At 55.7% G+C, this 18,945-nt stretch carries 13 protein-coding genes and 1 tRNA gene; 3 read left to right on the top strand and 11 right to left on the bottom strand.

Going from position 1 to position 18,945, the window contains the following annotated elements; genetic code table 11:
• Window positions 1-47: 47 nt before the first annotated feature.
• Window positions 48-122: transfer RNA gene (locus tag ACIQ5B_RS02710), tRNA-Asn, on the top strand.
• 137 nt (window positions 123-259) lie between these two features.
• Window positions 260-1,399 carry a glutathione S-transferase family protein gene (locus tag ACIQ5B_RS02715; RefSeq protein WP_397597678.1) on the top strand — a complete coding sequence of 380 codons (1,140 nt, stop codon included), beginning with the start codon at window positions 260-262 and terminating at the stop codon, window positions 1,397-1,399.
• A gap of 73 nt (window positions 1,400-1,472) precedes the next feature.
• On the opposite strand, the gene ACIQ5B_RS02720 is transcribed toward ACIQ5B_RS02715, so the two are convergent.
• The 4 genes from ACIQ5B_RS02720 to ACIQ5B_RS02735 all read right to left on the bottom strand — a co-directional run bounded on the left by ACIQ5B_RS02720 (window position 1,473) and on the right by ACIQ5B_RS02735 (window position 6,234).
• Window positions 1,473-2,219 carry a sulfite exporter TauE/SafE family protein gene (locus ACIQ5B_RS02720; protein ID WP_397597679.1) on the bottom strand — a complete coding sequence of 249 codons (747 nt, stop codon included), beginning with the start codon at window positions 2,217-2,219 and terminating at the stop codon, window positions 1,473-1,475.
• Between the two features lie 24 nt (window positions 2,220-2,243).
• Window positions 2,244-4,973: a preprotein translocase subunit SecA gene (secA, locus tag ACIQ5B_RS02725; protein WP_397597680.1), complete on the bottom strand. Its 2,730-nt coding sequence runs from the start codon at window positions 4,971-4,973 to the stop codon at window positions 2,244-2,246.
• Between the two features lie 89 nt (window positions 4,974-5,062).
• Window positions 5,063-5,335 (bottom strand): hypothetical protein, encoded by a 273-nt coding sequence (locus tag ACIQ5B_RS02730; RefSeq protein WP_397597681.1) that lies wholly within the window; start codon window positions 5,333-5,335, stop codon window positions 5,063-5,065.
• A gap of 71 nt (window positions 5,336-5,406) precedes the next feature.
• Entirely contained in the window at window positions 5,407-6,234 is an 828-nt protein-coding gene (locus ACIQ5B_RS02735; RefSeq protein ID WP_397597682.1) for an energy transducer TonB, read from the bottom strand.
• A gap of 240 nt (window positions 6,235-6,474) precedes the next feature.
• Between ACIQ5B_RS02735 and argJ the strand changes: the two genes are divergently transcribed.
• A complete protein-coding gene (argJ, locus tag ACIQ5B_RS02740) occupies window positions 6,475-7,659 on the top strand; it encodes a bifunctional glutamate N-acetyltransferase/amino-acid acetyltransferase ArgJ (RefSeq protein ID WP_397597683.1) in 1,185 nt (394 codons plus the stop codon).
• Here argJ and trxA read toward each other — a convergent pair.
• The 7 genes from trxA to ACIQ5B_RS02775 all read right to left on the bottom strand — a co-directional run bounded on the left by trxA (window position 7,656) and on the right by ACIQ5B_RS02775 (window position 18,939).
• Window positions 7,656-7,976, bottom strand: a complete 321-nt coding sequence (gene trxA, locus ACIQ5B_RS02745) for a thioredoxin (protein ID WP_183940926.1) — start codon at window positions 7,974-7,976, stop codon at window positions 7,656-7,658. The genes argJ and trxA overlap by 4 nt on opposite strands.
• 81 nt (window positions 7,977-8,057) lie before the next feature.
• Window positions 8,058-11,492 carry a double-strand break repair helicase AddA gene (gene addA / locus ACIQ5B_RS02750; protein WP_397597684.1) on the bottom strand — a complete coding sequence of 1,145 codons (3,435 nt, stop codon included), beginning with the start codon at window positions 11,490-11,492 and terminating at the stop codon, window positions 8,058-8,060.
• Window positions 11,489-14,467, bottom strand: a complete 2,979-nt coding sequence (gene addB, locus ACIQ5B_RS02755) for a double-strand break repair protein AddB (protein ID WP_397597685.1) — start codon at window positions 14,465-14,467, stop codon at window positions 11,489-11,491. The genes addA and addB overlap by 4 nt, the downstream gene beginning before the upstream one ends.
• Complete coding sequence (locus tag ACIQ5B_RS02760) at window positions 14,454-15,182, bottom strand: nucleotidyltransferase family protein (RefSeq protein ID WP_397597686.1); 729 nt, start codon at window positions 15,180-15,182, stop codon at window positions 14,454-14,456. Before ACIQ5B_RS02760 ends, addB begins: the two co-directional genes overlap by 14 nt.
• Entirely contained in the window at window positions 15,175-16,149 is a 975-nt protein-coding gene (locus ACIQ5B_RS02765; protein WP_397597701.1) for an aminoglycoside phosphotransferase family protein, read from the bottom strand. Before ACIQ5B_RS02765 ends, ACIQ5B_RS02760 begins: the two co-directional genes overlap by 8 nt.
• 1 nt (window position 16,150) lies before the next feature.
• Window positions 16,151-16,558 carry a tRNA (adenosine(37)-N6)-threonylcarbamoyltransferase complex ATPase subunit type 1 TsaE gene (gene tsaE, locus ACIQ5B_RS02770; RefSeq protein ID WP_397597687.1) on the bottom strand — a complete coding sequence of 136 codons (408 nt, stop codon included), beginning with the start codon at window positions 16,556-16,558 and terminating at the stop codon, window positions 16,151-16,153.
• A 20-nt stretch (window positions 16,559-16,578) separates the two neighbouring features.
• The gene (locus ACIQ5B_RS02775) at window positions 16,579-18,939 is read right to left on the bottom strand and encodes a PAS-domain containing protein (protein WP_397597688.1); all 2,361 of its coding nucleotides are present in this window, start codon (window positions 18,937-18,939) and stop codon (window positions 16,579-16,581) included.
• Window positions 18,940-18,945 lie beyond the last annotated feature (6 nt).

Consider the following 18,945-nt stretch of genomic DNA (forward strand, 5'->3'; position numbering starts at 1 on the left):
AAAAAGCGCTGCTATAGGCGCGCCTCTGCCCGAGCATATCGGGCTGTTCCCTGGTAGCTCAGTGGTAGAGCAGTTGACTGTTAATCAATTGGTCGGGGGTTCGAATCCCTCCCGGGGAGCCATTTTTGCCTGATATGGCAATGAATAACATATATGTTATTCGGCATCCATTGCCCTGCACCCAGTTTCAATACACTTTCGGCCGGGCCGTTTAATCTGGTGTGTTGAACGCTACATTTTCATAGGTTAGGGCTTGAACATGACATACACATTATGGGGCTCAGCCCATTCTCTCTATACGGGCAAGGCGCGATCCTATCTCATCAAGAAGGGCCTGCCTTTTCGCGAGCGGTATCCGTCCGATCCCGAGTTTGCCGGCAGGATATTGCCTGCGGTCGGCCATTTTGTTGTACCCGTGCTCGAAACGGACAATGGCGAGATTATCCAGGACAGTGGCGATATCATAGACTTTCTGGAGCAGCGCCATGCCGAACCCCTGCTCGAGCCCCAATCGCCAGTGCAGCAGTGGGTGTCGTTGATTTTTGATGCCTTTGGTTCGGAATATCTGCTGCCGCTGGCGATGCACTACCGCTGGTCCTACCGCGATGAGCAGGAGACATTTTTGCGTGCAGAATTCGGGCGCGCAATGGTCGCGGGAACTGATCGCTCCGCACGGCGCGAATCTGCAGCACGGACGATGGAATTTTTTGCCGGTTTCTTACCCAATCTTGGTGTCTTTCCAGAGGTCGTCGCTGCCATGGAAGATTCCTATCTGGCGCTAATCGATGCGCTGGATAACCATTTTCAGCATCATCCTTATTTGCTGGGCGGCAGGCCGTGCCGCGGGGACTTTGGCATGATGGCGCCGTTGTTCGCGCATCTCGGCCGCGATCCTGTTCCAGCCATGCTGATGAAGACAAAGGCACCCAACCTGTTCCGTTGGACGGAACGGATGAACGCTATGCCCATCAGCGACGGGGAATATCCGGGCTATGGTGAGGACTATTGCGGTCAGGACGCCGTTCCCGAAACCCTCATCGCTGTGCTCAAAATTGTCTTTGCCGACTGGACGCCCGGATTGAAAGCCGATGCCGACTGCTTCAATGCATGGGCGGCGCACAAGAAAGCTGGCGATGTAGTCTCGCGATCGGGAGAACCGCAAATTCATCCCAATGTCGGGAAAGTGGAATATCCTTGGCGCGGCGTGACGATGAAGCGGGGCAGCGCGCCGCATATGCTCTGGATGTTCGCCAGAGCACAAGAGCTGGCGGCGAACAGCGCAGGCGAAGCAGGCGAGCGGCTGAGCGCGCTCATTGAACATGTCGGGGGCCAAGAGGCAATGGAACTCAGTCTTGCGAAGCGGATCACGCGCGATAAAAATATGCTGGTTCTTGCCTGATACTCTTCACGGTTTAAGGCGGGGCTGTGCCAAAGTGACCGTTAGTATTCTGTAGGTCCGCTCGCTCCTAATGTTACGAAAGCCCCTGCGCCTGCCAAAGCAGCCGCAGCGCGGCGTAGCCGACCAATATCGCGGTAAAGATGCGCAGAAGCCGCGGCGACAAATAGCGCATTCCGAATATGCTTCCGATCTGCCCGCCGACCAGCACGGCAGCGAGCAACACGCCATATTCCATCGCGGGCGCGGCAAGCGACTGTGCCCCAGCCTTTATGACCTGCCCTGCCAGCCCTGCGGCCGAATTAATCAAGATATAGAGCGAAGCAAAGGCGGCGATACGCCGCGCCTCCGCCCAGCGGATCAAATGCAATATCGGCGCCATGAATATGCCGCCGCCAATCCCGGATAGACCAGCCAGAAGGCCAACACCGCCTGAAATTGCCATAAGCAATGGCTTGGGCAACGTACGCGCCGACAGCTTTTCAGGCTGAAGCAGCAGGGCAATGGCAGACGCAAATAATGCCCCGCCCAATATCGTGAGGAAAATCCATTGCTTCAGCGGCACAAGCCCGCCCAGAAACGCGAGAGGCGCGGATACCAGTAACAATGGCATGACTTGCGGCCAAGACACGAGCCCGGCGCGTATGAAGCGGATGCTACCGCCCGTCACCACGATGATATTGCATAACAAGGCGATGACCGGGATTAGCCGATAATCAACGCCCCACAGCGCCAGCAGCGCCGTATAGGTCGAACCCCCGCCAAAGCCGACCGAGGCGTACACAAAAGCGACGAGAGCGAAGAGTCCAGTCAACCAGATCATCCCCGCCCTCCCCGTTCAATGCCTTTAATAAGCGCCGTGACAGTGTTTATATTTTTGCCCGGAACCGCAAGGGCATGGGTCGTTGCGGCGCAAATCAGGGTTGCCCGCAAACGGGTCGTTTGAACCCGACGCGATCGCTGGGCGTGGAATCGTCGTCGTGACAAACCCAAGTGAACCAGCGTCGATGTCATTGCTGTCATCTTCACCGGTGAACGGATCGATATGTGTCGTCAGGAAATCCGGCAATTCAGGCAGTTGAGGCGGAACAAGCTCTTCTTCTGCGCGGAAGTCGTTGGTGGCGATTGTCTTGGTCACGCCTTCACGAATGGCACCCAACATGCGTTCAAACAGGCCAAACGCTTCCTGCTTATACTCGTTGACCGGGTTCTTCTGCGCATAAGCGCGCAAGTAAATAACCTGACGCAGGGCATCCAAAGTCGACAAATGCTCTTTCCAATGATGGTCGAGCGTTTGCAGCAAAATGCTCTTTTCCACCTGACGCCATACGGTTTGGTCAAGATCAGCGCCCTTTGCCTTAAATCTGGCGGTCGCCAGGTCGGCAATTCGGGTTTCAATGATTTCGGGCTCAAGGCCGTCTTCTTGCAACCAGCTATCGATGTCCGGAGCAAGCCCCAGAACTTGCGCACATTGCTGCTTCAGTCCATCCACATCCCATTGCTCGGGATAGGTACCTTCTGGGCAGTGATCGCCAACCAGATTGTTCACCGTGTCGTTGAGCATATCCTCAATGATATCGTCGACGGCTTCGGCGTCCATAATTTCGCTGCGCTGGTCGTAAATGACCTTGCGCTGGTCGTTCATGACGTCGTCATATTCCACCAACTGCTTACGAATATCGTAGTTCCGCGCCTCAACCTTGCGTTGTGCGGTTTCAATCGCTTTTGACAACCATTTCCCGCCGATGGCCTCGCCGTCTTCCAGGCTGGAATTCATCATGCGCGAGAATAATGTTTCGGAACCGAATATGCGCAGAAGATCATCGTCGAGCGACAAATAGAAGCGCGAGAGACCGGGGTCACCCTGACGGCCTGAACGGCCACGCAGCTGGTTATCGATACGGCGGCTTTCATGCCGTTCGGTCGCGAGAACAAACAAGCCGCCCGCTTCGACAACCTTGGCTTTTTCAGCAGCAATTTCGGCTTTCAATGCTTCAATTGCGGCATCGCGCTCGGGGCCTTCGGGTACATCACCCAATTCGTCTTCCAAACGGAATTCAAAGTTCCCGCCCAGCTGAATATCGGTGCCGCGTCCAGCCATGTTGGTAGCAATGGTTACGCTGCCAAAACGACCGGCTTGCGCCACAATACGCGCTTCGCTTTCGTGGAAACGCGCATTCAGAACGCTGTGCTTCACATTTTCCTTTTCCAGGAACTCGGATAGCAATTCGGATTTCTCAATGGAAACAGTACCAACCAAAACGGGCTGACCCCGCTCATTTGCTTCGCGAATGGTCTTGGCGATGGCCCCAAATTTGTCCTGCGTATTTTTGTAGAACTGGTCGTCTTCATCAATACGTTGCACAGGCAAGTTGGTGGGAATTTCAACGACATTCAGCTTGTAAATTTCGTGGAATTCACCCGCTTCGGTCGCCGCGGTTCCGGTCATACCCGACAATTTGGGGTACATGCGGAAATAATTCTGGAAGGTGATCGTTGCGAGCGTCTGGTTTTCTGGTTCAATGTCGACGCCTTCTTTGGCTTCGACTGCCTGATGCAGGCCATTTGACCAGCGACGTCCATCCATCATGCGACCGGTGAATTCGTCGATGATGACGACTTTGCCGTCTTTGACAATGTAATCAATGTCGCGCTTGAACATCACATTGGCTTTGAGCGCCTGATCCAGATGGTGCACAACCAAGGTGTTTTCATAATCATACAGGTTAGTGCCAGTCAGCAAACCTGCGTCCTCAAGCAAGCGTTCGGCCTTTTCGGTGCCCTCTTCGGTCAACGTGACGTTGCGGCTCTTTTCGTCTTTTTCGTAATCGCCATCGTCTAGTTGAAGGACAACCGCATGCACCTGCATATATAATTCTGATTTATCATCGGTTGGGCCCGAGATAATCAGCGGTGTCCGTGCTTCATCGACCAGAATTGAGTCCACTTCGTCGACAATCGCAAAGTTAAATGGACGCTGTACCATTTGTGCGCGTTCATATTTCATATTGTCGCGCAGATAGTCGAAACCAAGTTCATTGTTGGTCGCGTAGGTGATGTCGCATTCATAAGCGGCACGGCGTTCATGCTCGGGAATGTTCGGAACAACCACACCCGTGGTCAGCCCTAGAAAGCCGTAAATCTTGCTCATCCATTCGGCGTCACGGCGCGCAAGATAGTCGTTCACGGTTACGACGTGCACACCCTTGCCTTCGATCGCGTTCAAATAACACGCCAAAGTCTCGGTCAGTGTCTTGCCTTCACCCGTGCGCATTTCGGCAATTTCGCCGCGATGAAGCACGATACCGCCGACCATCTGCACGTCGAAATGGCGCATACCCATGACACGCTTCGACGCCTCACGTACTGTCGCAAATGCCTCAGGCAAAATATCGTCCAGCGTTTCGCCGGCGGTCAGGCGGTCACGGAAAATCTGGGTCTGCCCCTTCAACCGTTCGTCATCCATGACCGAAATTTCGTCTTCGAGCGCGTTGATCTTGTCGACGATCTTCATGATCGATTTGACGTAACGGTCATTGGACGAACCGAAAATGGCTTTGGCAATTCCGCCGAGCATAACTAATTCCTTTAAAATCATGTGGGAGACGCGCGCAAGTTGGCGCGAAATAGGGTATTAAAAGTCGCACCGCAGCGGGTGCGGACCCCCTACCCTAAAATAATATCGTGCCGATAAACGGGTGTGTCGGGCACCAATGCGACGAAGGCGATGCTGCCTTCGACGGGCATAAGATGCACGCGGGTCGTCGGCGTCACATGCACCGGCTGCTCAAACGCTTTATCGGCTTCCTGCGCAGAAGCGGTGACGTAAGCCTGAACTGCGGCCGAATCCACTGACATGAGCGATGAAGAAACGGGGCGCGCAGCCTCCGCAGCGGAAAACCCGCTCAACATCGCCAGTAAGTAAATCAATATGCGCATATATGGCCCTGTTAGGTGCTACGGCAGATATAGGGGACCAAATCCTGTTCGTCTATCCCGAAGCGACCTGTCTATTTAACATCTTGCACTTCAACTGTGGTCTTGGTCGTTACCCTGCGAGCCACAGGCTTACCATTCTCATCGGTATATGGTGCCAATTTTACCTTCAATTTGCAAATCGCATCCGGCGCAAAATTCGGTGGGCCTATCGTACTTTCCCCGCTGCAGTCTGTTATGCTGCCATCTGCAGCTACTGTGAATGATAACGATGACTTACCCGCTTTGGGCAGAAGCGATGAAGGTATGACGACCGGGATAGGAGGAGCTGAAGGCTCACCCGGGAGACGCCAATTGAGTTCGGTTTGTACACGGCCTGCAGTTGGCTGCCCTGCAAAATCAAGCGCGGGTTGAAACTTTGCGCGTTCGGATGCCCTTTTGCATGACGCGGTGTCTATATCTTCATGCGTACTGCTCTCAATAACCTTGCATCCCTCGATCGAACCAGTTGCTGAAACTGCTAATTCAATAGTCACCTTCCCCTGACGTTGTTCCGCTAAAGCCTTTTGCGGAAAATCTACTGGCAAAATTTTTGCCCATGCACTGCCTTGCATTGCCGGGCCGCGCGGAAAACTGATTAAGGGGACAAAGCTCGGAATCTGCCAACGAACGCGATTGGCATATTTGCCAATTGTTGGACTGCCGTTTGCGTCGAGGGCGGGCGCAAAACGTGCACGACGTTTAACATTTGTGCATGTTGCCACGTCGAGATCAGATGAACCGCTGCTCGAAGTAATCACGCAGTCCGTCACGCGGCCGTCGGGGCCAACGGTCACGCCAAAACCCGTCGTACCTTCCAACTGTTTCTGAAGCGCTATAGAAGGATAGTCAGCAGTGCTCACCCATGCGCCCGGGTTTCCCCTCGGCTTAGGGTCCGACTGTCTTGAGGAATTTGGGACCGTGGGGGCCATGATAACGGGCGAAGGCGGCGCAGGTTTTTCGGCGTTTGTTTCGGCCACGATTGATGCTAGCGCCAACACCGAATAAAAAAGCATGTCTTTGTTCTCCCTGATCTGACGGGAGTTTAGCAAAAGGTTTCTTAAGTGTTAGTAAAATCACCGCTCGCAAAACCGTTTCCCAACATGCCCGAAATCGCGGGTGCAACGCCCCGTGTGGCGCGTGCTGGGTATAAGGATTGGGGTCGCTGCGACTTAAGCTATATCGCGCTGGACGAAGGCACAACGGTCGCTGGCGTCACAACACAAAATATATGCTGCTCTGCCGAGGTTGACCTTTGCCGCGCGAATTTGGCGCATGGCCGCGCGCGCGCTTTGGTGGTGAATGCCGGGAACAGCAACGCCTTTACCGGACAGCGCGGCAAGGATGCAGTGGATGCAATTACCGCGCAAGTTGCAGGTCATCTGAACTGCGATTCTTCGGAAGTTTTCGTTTCATCCACGGGTGTTATCGGCGTTCCGCTACCCATCGACAAAGCGCAGTCTGGATTGCGCGCAGTTTTTGATGCCGCACCGTGCAGTTGGGAAGACGTAACGCACACGATTGGCACCACCGACACCTTCGCAAAAGGCGCGACCGCGAGCGCGGTGGTCGATGGCCGCAAAGTGCAGCTCGTGGGCATCATCAAGGGTTCAGGCATGATTGCGCCTGACATGGCCACTATGCTTGGCTATATTTTCACCGACGCCGCCGTGGACGCCGCTTTTCTGCAGCAGATGTTATCGGCTTCCAACAAAACCAGTTTCAGCTGTATCACCGTCGATAGCGACACATCGACCAGCGATACCGTGTTGGCATTTGCAACGGGCAAAGCAGGCAATGCGCCGCTTACGTCTTATGACGATGCTGGCGCGGACGCGTTTGCTGCGGCGCTAAATGACATCTGCCGTCAGCTGGCGCATCTGGTTGTCCGCGATGGCGAAGGCGCGCAGAAGTTTATCGAAATAAATGTGTCTGGCGCTGCGAACGATGACAGCGCGCGGCGGATCGGCTTGGCGATTGCCAACTCGCCCTTGGTGAAAACCGCGATTGCGGGTGAAGATGCCAATTGGGGCCGCGTCGTTATGGCCGTTGGCAAAGCGGGAGAGCCTGCCAACCGCGACAGCCTATCGATCAGTTTCGGGGCGACGCAAGTTGCGCACAATGGCCTAGCGGTCGCCGGATATGACGAAGCGCCGGTGGCGCAACATCTTAAGCAGAATGAAATTCAAATCGGCGTTGATCTTGGTATCGGGGCCGGGCGTGCAACGGTCTGGACCTGCGACCTAACCCACGGCTACATCAGCATCAACGCCGATTATCGCAGTTAAAGCGCGGCTTCCAACCAGCTTTTCAGCTGAGCCTTTGGCGCAGCGCCGACTTTCGTGTCCGCAATTTCGCCGCCTTTGAACAGGATCATCGTCGGGATGCCGCGTACGCCATATTTTGCCGGCGTATCGGGATGATCGTCAATGTTCAGTTTCACGATCTCGACCTGCCCAGCGAGCTCTTCGCTGATTTCTTCAAGGCTGGGGCCAATCATTTTGCATGGACCACACCATTCGGCCCAAAAATCGACCAACACGGGTTTGCCCGATGCCAATACTTCTGATGCGAAATCATTATCACCTACGGATTTGGTAGCCATGTTTATCTCCTTTGTTGCACCCCATGTATGCCCACTGCCAAATGCTGACAAGCGCCAAGGCAGATAGTTTTTGTTCTGCCATCAAGAGGCAGGATAATGAGGCGCCAATATCTCGTCCGAAAGCGTGATAAACCGGGGTGCGTGCGTGAACAGCAAAGCGACCTCAATCTTACAATCCGGGAAAATCGTCTGCAGCGCCGCGCGATAATGTGCCATTTGGCGCAAACGCGGAACGGGAACGCTATGTGCATCGCCGGGGACGCTTCGACCCGTTTTGAAATCGACCGCGCGCACCAATCCCGGTTCGACGAGCAGCCGGTCAATACGGCCATTGATCACTGTTTCGCCCACAACAGCCACAAGCGGAACCTCGGCGCGCGCAAGCGGACCGAATAACGGCGCACAGACCGGATCGGCGATAACCGCGCTCACTTCGGCCAACAATCGGGCCGGGTCGATATCATCGTTTCGTGCCTGCACCGCTAACCATTGCTCCGCGGTTTTGAGCGACTCGCTATCCGTGATGCGTTCAAACAAAGCGTGGATCAGCTTCCCACGGTTGGCGGCTTTGCGCATCGCTGCGTTTGCGGGTGCATCGCCATAATCGTCATCGTCAAGCCGCGATGGCACCAAAGGACGCGGTGGGCGCTGCTCGATCGGCGCAGGCGCGAATAGCCATTCGGGTCTGGCTGGCCGAGGTACGGTCGGCGATTGCTTTTCCGCAGAAGTTACCGGCGCCACCATCGACGCGCCTTCCGCGCCCACATGGCGCATCACCCTGCCCCAGCGCGGGTCGTCCTCCCAACTGCAACCGAGCGCCGCCATGCCTTTTTCAATCGCGGCGCACCAGCTTTCGGCAGGTGCCTCGCCCTTGCGGCTAATGCCCAACGACCCCGCCATAATCAGCCGCTCCTCCGCGCGCGTGATGGCCACATATAACAACCGCTTATGCTCCTGCAGTTCGCGGGTTTTCTGCATCTCGACGATGTCTTGCAAGCGGCCTGACTGCTCGCTTTTGCGAATGGGCAGCAACGGCGTGCGTTGCCCCTCATCCATCAACAGTTCAACCGACTGATCGGGCTTTTTGGTGGGATCAGACGTAATATCCGCCAAAATGACCACGGGCGCTTGCAAGCCCTTGGCACCATGGACGGTCATGACGCGGACTTCCTTGTTGCTGTTGTCACTTTCGCGTTTGATTTCAATTTCGCCGCGGTCGAACCAAGCCATGAACTTTTGCAGGCCGCCGCCATGCTGTTGTTCGAACTGAAGTGCCGAATTCAACATTTCTTCAATAGGAACCAAAACCTCGCGTCCCAAACGCGCGGTAAATTTGCGACGCGCGCCAATGGGTCCGGACAGAATTTGTTCGAGGAAATGATACACGGTCGTAAAATCAGCCGCCGCCAGCATATCGCGCAACGGCGCAAGATCATCCGCAAGTCCTGGCTTCCCGCGGATATGCTGCCACAGACTGCCTTCGCGATCACCGACATAGCCATGAGCCAGCAACTGGTCCTGCGTCCACCCGATGATGGGCGAGACCAGCAAGCACGCAAGGCTCAGGTCATCATTTGGTTGAAGCACAAATTTGATTGCGGCCAGCAGATCTTGCACCACCAACGGCTGCAAAAGTTTCAGCCGGTCGATGCCCGCGACTGCGACGTTGCGTTCGTGCAATTGCGCAACCAGCAGCGACGCCATGTCACCGCGGCTGCGCAGCAGGAACATGATGTCACCCGGCTCCAAATGACGCCCCTGGCTTTCAAGCCAAGGTTTCTCGTCGATGAGGGCTTTCGCATGATCGGCCAATCGTTCGGCCAGTGCCCGTTTTTCGTCGCTGAACCAGTCTTCTTCCTCATCCGACGCATCGCTATCGTCCGCTGCGTTGGGCTTTGCGGATATGGGCTGCAAAAGCTCAACCATGCCAAAATGCGGTTTTTCGCTGTAATGCGGGTCAATGATATCGTTGATGCCAAAATCCGCAGGACCAGACCCATCGATCACGGCGTTTACAAAATCGAGTATTGGCGCGGTCGAACGGAAGCTGCGCGATAAAGTAAGCCGTTTCAGTTCGCTTCCGGCGGCATCAATGCGTTCGGCAAAATAGCGCCCCGCTTCCTCATAGCGTTCGGGTGCGGTCCCCTGAAACCCGTATATCGCTTGTTTGAAATCACCGACGGAAAACAGCGTGCGGTTCTTTTCTGGATTGGCACCCATGCCGCTGTAAAAATCGTCGCTCAGCGCGCTGATGATATCCCATTGCGCTTTGTTGGTGTCCTGCGCCTCATCTACCAAGATATGGTCAATCTGCTTGTCGAGTTTAAACCGCACCCATTGCGCCATTTGGCCATGCTGCAAAAGTTCGGCGGTGCGCCGGATCATATCATCAAAATCAACCGCGCCGATGGCATGTTTGGCGCGGCTATATTGCGCCGCAAATTCCTTGCCGATGCACAATGCACGCGCCAGCCTGTCGGCATATTGCGCACGCGTCACTTCGCCCAATAGTTGCTCTGTCCAGTTGAACATTTCGAGCGCGTGTTCGGCATAGACCTCCGTCGTCGGGGTATGTCCGCTCGTCGAAATCTGGGGATCACCCTTGGCCGTTGACCAACAACGATGCAGATCGGTCAAGAGCGCCGCGCGTTCGGTTGGTGTTCGCGATAGCCAATCCTGAAGGACTGCCGCACGCTTGCCGCCGCGGCTATCTGCCTTGTGTTTGCCCCACAAAAGGTTGGCATCAATAATCGCCTGCAATGTCGCGCGTGGAATGCGCGCATCGGCAAAGGCGTCTTCCAGCATATCCTCAACAGGGCCATCGAAATGAACGCCTGCCAGTCGCCGTGCCCAGACCACCGCGCCGGCATCATTGGGAATCATGGTCATGAGATCGGGCGATGCCGCCGCCCTGTGCAGGAACCGCAGCGTAGCGTCCTCCCCCATATTCAGGGAAAGTTCCTGCAGGTCCGTGACCATTTTCGTGTCGCCGCGCGCTTCGGCTTCCAGCACTAGATTGACCAATGCCTCGCGCAATAATTCTTGCTGCTCGCGCCCTTCAATCGGTTTGAATCCCGGAACCAATCCGGCTTCTTCGGGGAAGCTGCCCAGCAACGACTGGCAGAAACTATGGATGGTCAGTATTTGTAAGCCGCCACCCGGCGCGTCCAACACCTTTGCAAAAAGCTGACGTGCACGTTTCCGTGCCTCCGGCCCCGCGTTGGCGCCAATGGCTTCCAGGTCGTGAAACAGCGCTCCATCTTCGCGCTGCACCCAAGACGCCAAAAGCTCATTAATTCGGTCCGCCATTTCGGACGCACCAGCCTTGGTAAAGGTGATGCACAACAAATTTTCAGGTTCGACATCGCTTTCCAACAGCAAGCGGATCACACGCGCGGTTAAAACCTGCGTTTTGCCGGTTCCTGCAGAAGCGCTAAGCCAGATGTTATCACCGGGGATGACCGCGCTGCGCTGCGCCGGAATCAGTGGTTTCAGCGTTGGGGATTCAGAGGTCATGGCTGTTCCTCCGAAATCGATTGTCGGCCGTTCCATTCCTGCAACCGCATCAATTGGTCATAGTCACCATAATGCGCAAATTCGGGATGCAGCTTTGCGGTGAAGGGCGCGTCGCCCAAAATCCATTGCGCGATAGCCTCTTCTGCTTGCGCGACGGCAAAGGCCACAAAGTCGGTGCTTGCAGGCTTCTTATCGCTCGGCCGCGTGCTCGTCGGCACAGTGACATAACCAAAGCCTTTGTCTTTGCTTCTTTTCGCAAGGCTCCAATACTCAAACTTAGTCGCGTGGCCCGCCACACCTTTGATCGCCATCTGCTCGGCCATATAGCCGATGAGGCCAAGCTGAAGCGCAAAGCCCGCATTCACTTGCTTGGTCGATGGTGGCATGCCGGTTTTGTAGTCAACGATCACCAGACTTCCGTCCGCAAGCCTGTCAATCCGGTCAACGCGGCCGTTCACGGTTATGCCCATGATGTCGACCTTGCCGGGTTGTTCGGCCACCGCGACAACGCGGCCATGGTCATGCATCTGCTTTTTGGTTTCTTCGGCCACCCAGCGCAGGCCAGCGGCAATGCGTGGTTGCCACAATGCACGTAACAACGGATCCGTTGCCTCTTGTGCCAGCAAGTCATCGACCCGCTGCACGAGCTTATCGACGGCACAATTGTCTTGTTTGAACCACTGTTCCAACAGGTCATGCACCAACGATCCGCGCCACGCGAAGCTAGGTTCGGCATCGACCTTTTCCAGCACACGCAGGCCGAGAATGCGTTTTGCGTAAAATGAATAAGGGTCGGACTTCAGCTGGTCAAAATCGGTGACAGACAGGCTCACCAATCGCTGCGGCGCCGAAGGGCGCGGCAATGGTCGGCTTTCAAAGGGCACCTTATCAGCAGGTTCATCCAGCTGCGCTGCCAGCGCAAGCGACTGTTGGTCCTGCTGCAGCACGTCCGCCGTCAGCGCCTTTATCCGCAGCAGAAAGCGCGAGGCAACGGTTGGTCCGCCACGATCACGCCGCGCGCGCGTTAACAGCACTTCGCGTCCACCCAATGCGGTCGCAAGATCATGCGCCGACAATCCGATGTTCCGGTCCAACGTCGGCAGTTTCAAATGCCGCCGGATGGCGGGCGCGAGCCAAGGGTCCGGCTGCGCTATTTGCGGCCATGTCCCCTCATTCAACCCCGAACAGATGATGAGGTCTGCCTGCTGCAATCGTGCTTCCAACAGACCGTAAATGGCCACACGCGGATGCCCGCCATATGGGGGACGCACCACAGCGCTTGAAAAGATTTCGTCAAACGTCGCCGCCAACCCTGTGGCATCGATACGGCCAAGCGTCGAAAGGTCACCGCCGCTCACTTCTTCCCACATCCGCCCAAGTTCGCGGCCACTTGCCCCGCGCCACACAGCGCCGTCAGTCAAATTCGTCGCAACGTCGCGCAGTGCATCGATGATGAAACTGAACGGTTGCCCATCGACATTTTCGAGCGGCGCAAGGATTTGAACAAAGCCCTGCCACCATTCAACCAGCTCTGGTTTCACTTTGCGGGCATTTTCCAACCGCCGCGTAATGGCACCCAGCCCGACACCGTTGGCTGTTCCCCGCAATTCGAGATCTAATAGCCGCACCTTATCGAGCCAATCGAGCCTGTCGGGACCTGCAAACACCAAAGGGTGCTTGGCAATCGCCAATGCCGACGTGCCGGAAAAGCGGCCCGAAATCGCATCAACCAACGCGAGCGCAAGCGAACCATTTGCCGTTTGCAAAAGCGGTATACCCGCGCTGTCGTCGACATATATGTCCCAACGACGCAGTTGCGCCGCAACGCGGACCGCGAGCTCCCGGTCAGGCGTGATCAGCGCGATCCGCTTTTCGGCCTGTTCCAACTCGCCGCGAATGCGCACCGCGATCGCCTTTGCTTCCAGCGCGCTGTCATCAGCCTCAAACCATTGTGTATGTGATAGCGCCTTGCGCGCAGGTGCGAGTTCTTGCCAACCGACGCTATGTTCAGGCAGGCAGAAAATTTCCGAAATGGTGTCGGCCACGCGTTCGACGCGTGCAGTTGGCAACGTATCGATTTCGCTGCGATCGATCCCCATGAGGTCGAGCAAATGTTTCAGGTGGAATTGGGGATGCACCTCAAAATTCCGGCGACGCGTTGGCACATTATCGGGTTCAGCTGCGGCAGACAGGCTGTCCCAGCGATCCTTAGCCAGTTCGAGGTCAACACCGGGAAGGATAACCTGCCCATTTGGAATGAGGGCAACACGGCGCAGCAATTTTGCGACGGCCTTGGCTGACGTCGTAATGCCAACCGCAATGATCGGCATGTCCAAACCGCTTTCAGCTAGACGGCGTTCCAACCCGGCCAAAAGCTTATTTCGGCGTTCGGCAGGGCCCATCAATTCTCGCGCAGCAAGTTCGGCGCGGTAGGCGGGCAAGATCGTCAAAAGCTGACCATAAGCACGTTGCCAATGCCCGGCGAGATCAGCCTCGATTGCGATGTCTGACAACGCATCGAAGTCGACTAAATCGACTTCAAGTTCATCAATCAGCTCGGCCAGTTTGCGCGCCAAACGCAGCGCTTCAGCGGACGATAGAAATGTGCCCTGCGGCCGATGTTCCTGCGCCAAGCGCGCCAACAGCATCAGCCGGTCAAATGATCCAATGACGGGCCAAATAACGTCTTCCGACGCAATGGGGTCGAGCAATGGCCCCAATGCCTCGTCAAGTTGCATATCGCCCACCGCCACCATGCGCGGCAAAAGCAAACCCGGTGCGGCCTGCCGGACGAACGCCTCCGTCATGGCCTTGATGGCGCGGTTATTAGGTAGCAGCAATATTGTGCTGCTAACCGTGAGCGGGTCCTGCCCCGATGTCTGCAATATCCACTGCGCAGTTACGTCGCACAAGTCGTTCCCGAGCGGAACGTTAAAAACGCGCACGCGCTGCGCCATGGTGTTATCCGACGCCATGCAGCCCCAAACGTTCTTCCGTGGCGGTTATTGCCGCGGGGTAACCTACATCAAACCACATTCCCTCGTGCACCAACCCCATGCACCGTCCCTCTGCAATGGCACGATCCCAAAAGACGTTGGTCGAAAAAACGTCAGACGGTGGGTCACCAATCAGCTTCTTCGAAAGCAGCTGAATACCTGTCCAGACATAAGGCGCAGGCGCGTCACCCACGCGACGCGACAGCCGGCCATCCGCATCCATGTTAAAGTCACCAATGCCTTGGCTGTTATAGGCCGTCGCCAATGGCACCAGCAGCATGAGAACATCCATGCATGCAGCATCCCAATGCGCCATCAGGCGCGAGATCGCATTCTCCCCGTCGTTGGTCCACCAATTGTCCGCATTCACGCAGATGAATGGATCGTCGGAAATCATCGGCAATGCCTGAACCAGCCCGCCGCCTGTATCGCGCAGCAAATCCCGTTCATCGGATATCGACACGTCAAAATCCGTCGCATGGGCAGCAAGATGCGATTCAACCTGATCGGCGCGATAATGTGCATTGACGACAATCTTGCCAACGCCGGCATCACGCAAATGATCCAATACATGATCCAGCAAGGCAACGCCGCCGACCTCAACCAATGGCTTTGGGCGATCAGCGGTCAGCGGCATCATCCGCGTCCCCTTGCCCGCCGCCATAATCATTGCGGTGTTCACATGCTTAACCATGCGTAATGTCTAATGGGCTAAGGCTGCGGACTTCAGTCGGTATCTGGGTATCGAACCATTGCTTGACGTTCGCCAGCGCCGGGTGCGCCAAATCGCGTTCCAGCAAGCCCCACATGCGTGGCAAGAAGGACAAATATTTCTCCTTACCATCGCGCTTCCAAAGCCGCGTAAATATGCCGATAATCTTGGTATTCCGCTGCGCACCCAGCAACGCATAATGCGCGTCAAAGTCCGGGCCCGGATTGGCCGCCGTCAGATAATAAGCCAGCATGTCTGCCTCAAGCTCTGGACGGACATCGCGCCGCGCGTCTTGCAACAACGATACCAGATCATATGCAGGATGCCCCACCAGCGCATCTTGAAAATCAATGATGCCTTGTTCCCCATCATCAAGCAGCATGATGTTTTCGGCATGATAATCCCGCAAGACTGTCACATCTTGGCAGGACGCCAATGGAGCAAGCGCATCAACCCACATCTGGTCAAATGCGCTCGCGTCACAGGAAAGCCCCATCGCCGGCATATACCATTCGCTGAGCAACTGCACTTCGCGCAGATAGATGGCCATGTCATAAGGTTGCGCATCCGCTGCAGGCGTGCGCGTCAATCGCACGATCGTATCAATAGCGGCGCGATAAATCTCTACCTCGTCCTCTGGATGATCATCGAGATGCTCGCGCATCCTACGGTCGCCAAAATCCTCTAGCAACACCAGTCCACGTGTCAGGTCCGTGCCGTAAATCTCTGGCGCACGAAATTGATGCCCGGTCAGATATTGGGCAATGTCGAGAAAAGGCTGCGGGTCCTCATGCGGTGGTGGCGCGTCCATCAATATAGCCTTGCCGCGGGTAGCGGAATTGACGCGGAAATAGCGCCGGAAAGACGCATCGCCCGCCACCGGGGAAATTTGCGCATCGGTCCAGCCGTGGCGCGCCAAAAATTCGTCTAGTCCAGCGGGCGGAACCATATCAGTTACGGGTGTCATCATTATCCATTTTCAAAGTCAAAATTCTGCTGCCGTCCGCTTGCGGTACGATATCGATTACATGGCTGGGGCGCACATAGCCGACGCCGAAGCGTTCCGCCCACTCCACCAGCGTTATGCGATCGCTGCGTTCCGCGATGAGCCCTAATTCGTCCAAATCGTCGATATTGTCCAAGCGATACAAATCGACATGGGCAACGGCAACCAAAACCTCTGGCGGGTCATAGCTATGCACAATGGCATAGGATGGGCTCGCTACTTCGCCTTCAAATCCAAGGCCGGCCAATATGCCAGCGCACAATACGGTCTTTCCAGCGCCCAGCGGCCCGTTGATCGCGACCCAATCTGATGGCGACAATGTTTTCGCCAGCTCGCGACCATATTCACGCATATCCAAATCACTCGCAATGATCATGGCCGCGGCAACACCATGATAACGGTCGTACCTTCGCCCGGCGCAGAATGCAGTTGCAACGTCCCACCATGCGATTCAATAATCTGACGCGCCAAAGGCAAGCCTAAACCCTGCGTGATTGAACCGTTACTATCCAACCTTTTTGAAACCGCATTGTCCGACGAGACGCGCAGCACGTCTGCCTCGTGCAGACCCGGCCCATCGTCTGATACAACGAGCTCAAGGGCATCGCCTTGCCAACGTGCAAGCATTAAAACCTGCCCACCGCTGTTGCTATACCGGATCGCATTGTCCAAAACTTGGCCGACCGCTTGCGTAATCCGTTTCGGATCAAGCGCCATCTCTCCAGCACCATTGTCCAAATCGACTTGCAAATCGACCTCAGCCGCCTGTGCCATCTCCGCTTTGCTGTCCACAATTTGCGCGACCAATGTTGGAACATCGGTTTGTTCGAGCGCAAGCGGCAACGCGCCGGCTTCAATCTGGCTATAATCCAGAACAGTGTTGATCTGGTCGGACAAACGGTCTGCAGATTGCAAAATGGCATCCACATATTCCTTCGCCTGATCGCTAAGTTCGCCAGCAATGCCTGCCTTTAGCAAGTCTGCAAATCCGCTGATGGACGTAAGTGGCGAGCGGAATTCATAACTCATATTTGCAAGGAATTTACCCTTAATCGCATCAGCCTCCTGCAATGCGCTATTCCGGTCACGCAGTGCTTGCTCGATTTTAAGGTTGTTCGACATATCCAACATCGTGAACAGCGTATTGCCGTCGGGTAGCGGTATCGTCGCAATCTGGAACATACGTCCGTCGGCGAAGACCGCTTTGCTCTTGTGCCGTTCGCGGTTTGACGACGTCGTCCGGATCAGTTCATCCAAGATGCTAATCTGCGATGGCTTTTGCAAATGCCGGGCGAGCGAGGGCAATAGTTCATCCAGCCGCGGATGTTGAAGCAGCAAGTCGTCGTTCAGTTCCCATGTTTCGGCAAATAAGCGGTTCCAGATGCTCAGCCGGCCATCCGCCGAAAACACCGCAATCGCTTCGAACAAATTGTCAAAGGTCGCAGTCCGCACGCGCAGCAATATGTCCCGCGCGCTGGCCAGTTGCGCCTGTTCGGTGCGGTCTTCAAAAATCATCAATAGGCCGCCGTCCGGGATTGGCTGCGCGTGCACCCGCAAATGCGTTCCGTCCGGCAACAGCCAGTTTTCTTCAGCGGGATCGGACGATCTAAACCAATCTTCACGTTCCTGACGCCAGGCTGGAAAGTCCCGGACCTCTGGCACCTTTCCGTTTTCGCGCATCCGGTCCAGCACGCGCGCGAATTCCGGTTTTTCAGACAACCATTGATCCCGGAAAGTGAACAGGCTTTGGAAGGGCAAATTTGCAAAGCTCAACCCATGGCGCGCGTCAAACTGGGCAACGCCGGCGGACATCATGTTCAAAAGGTCACGCTGTGCTTCCGAAAGTGCGCGCACCTCAGACCTGGCATCAATCAAATCCTGAACATCGATTGCCAGCCCTGCAACGCCCGATTGCCCCAAAGGAATATCAAACACCCGCAACTGGCGCCGTTCTCCGTTCAAGGTGGTGGAAACAACCCGCTCGCGCCGAACGTCGGCAGCGGCGGCTTCAGCGGCCCAGTCAGATGGACTTTTACCGTTTTCAGGTTCCAGTAATTCAAGACCTTCTTCAACCACGTGAAGGCTATCATTTGCGCCGACGGCATTAACATATGCATGGTTTACGAAGTGCAGGCGCATATCCGGGCGTCGATGCCACATCGGAATAGGAGCAGCTTCGATTAGGCCAGCCAGTGCCGCAAATGCAGTGCGAGCCTCTTCTGATTCTTGCGTCCTTTTCTCAAGCTCTCGCAAACTATCCGTGGAATCGAAAAACCATAACAAAGCAGCGCCATTGGGACAGACCGCAACATCGGCGATATTTCCGACAACTGTCAAACGGCGTTCGGAACCGTTAATGGCCAAAGCAAGGACAAAGGATTTTCCCGTACGCTGGGTCTCGCGCACTTTTGCATCAAGTGCTGCCGCATCATCTATGGCAAGGCCAGCGTCATCATAACCGCCCAAGTCCGAAAGCGTGGTCGCAGGCGTTGTCAGGCCAAGCAATCTCGAAAAACGCTCTGGCGCTTCAATTCGCCCATCGCTCTTCACCACGACCGGAAATGCCGGAGCGGTTTCCAGCAGCCTTCGTAACCGCGACGTCTGACCTAAAATTTTGCGCGATTCATTGCGCATGGACAGCCCAAACCAGATGGCAACTATGGCTCCTACCAACCACAGCGCCATTAAAACCCCGATCAGTGCAACTGGCAGGCCCGTGCCCGTCATCGTCATGAAGCC

It is taken from the genome of Sphingorhabdus sp., from assembly GCF_044374345.1.
In the GTDB taxonomy this organism is placed as follows: Bacteria; Pseudomonadota; Alphaproteobacteria; order Sphingomonadales; family Sphingomonadaceae; genus Sphingorhabdus_B.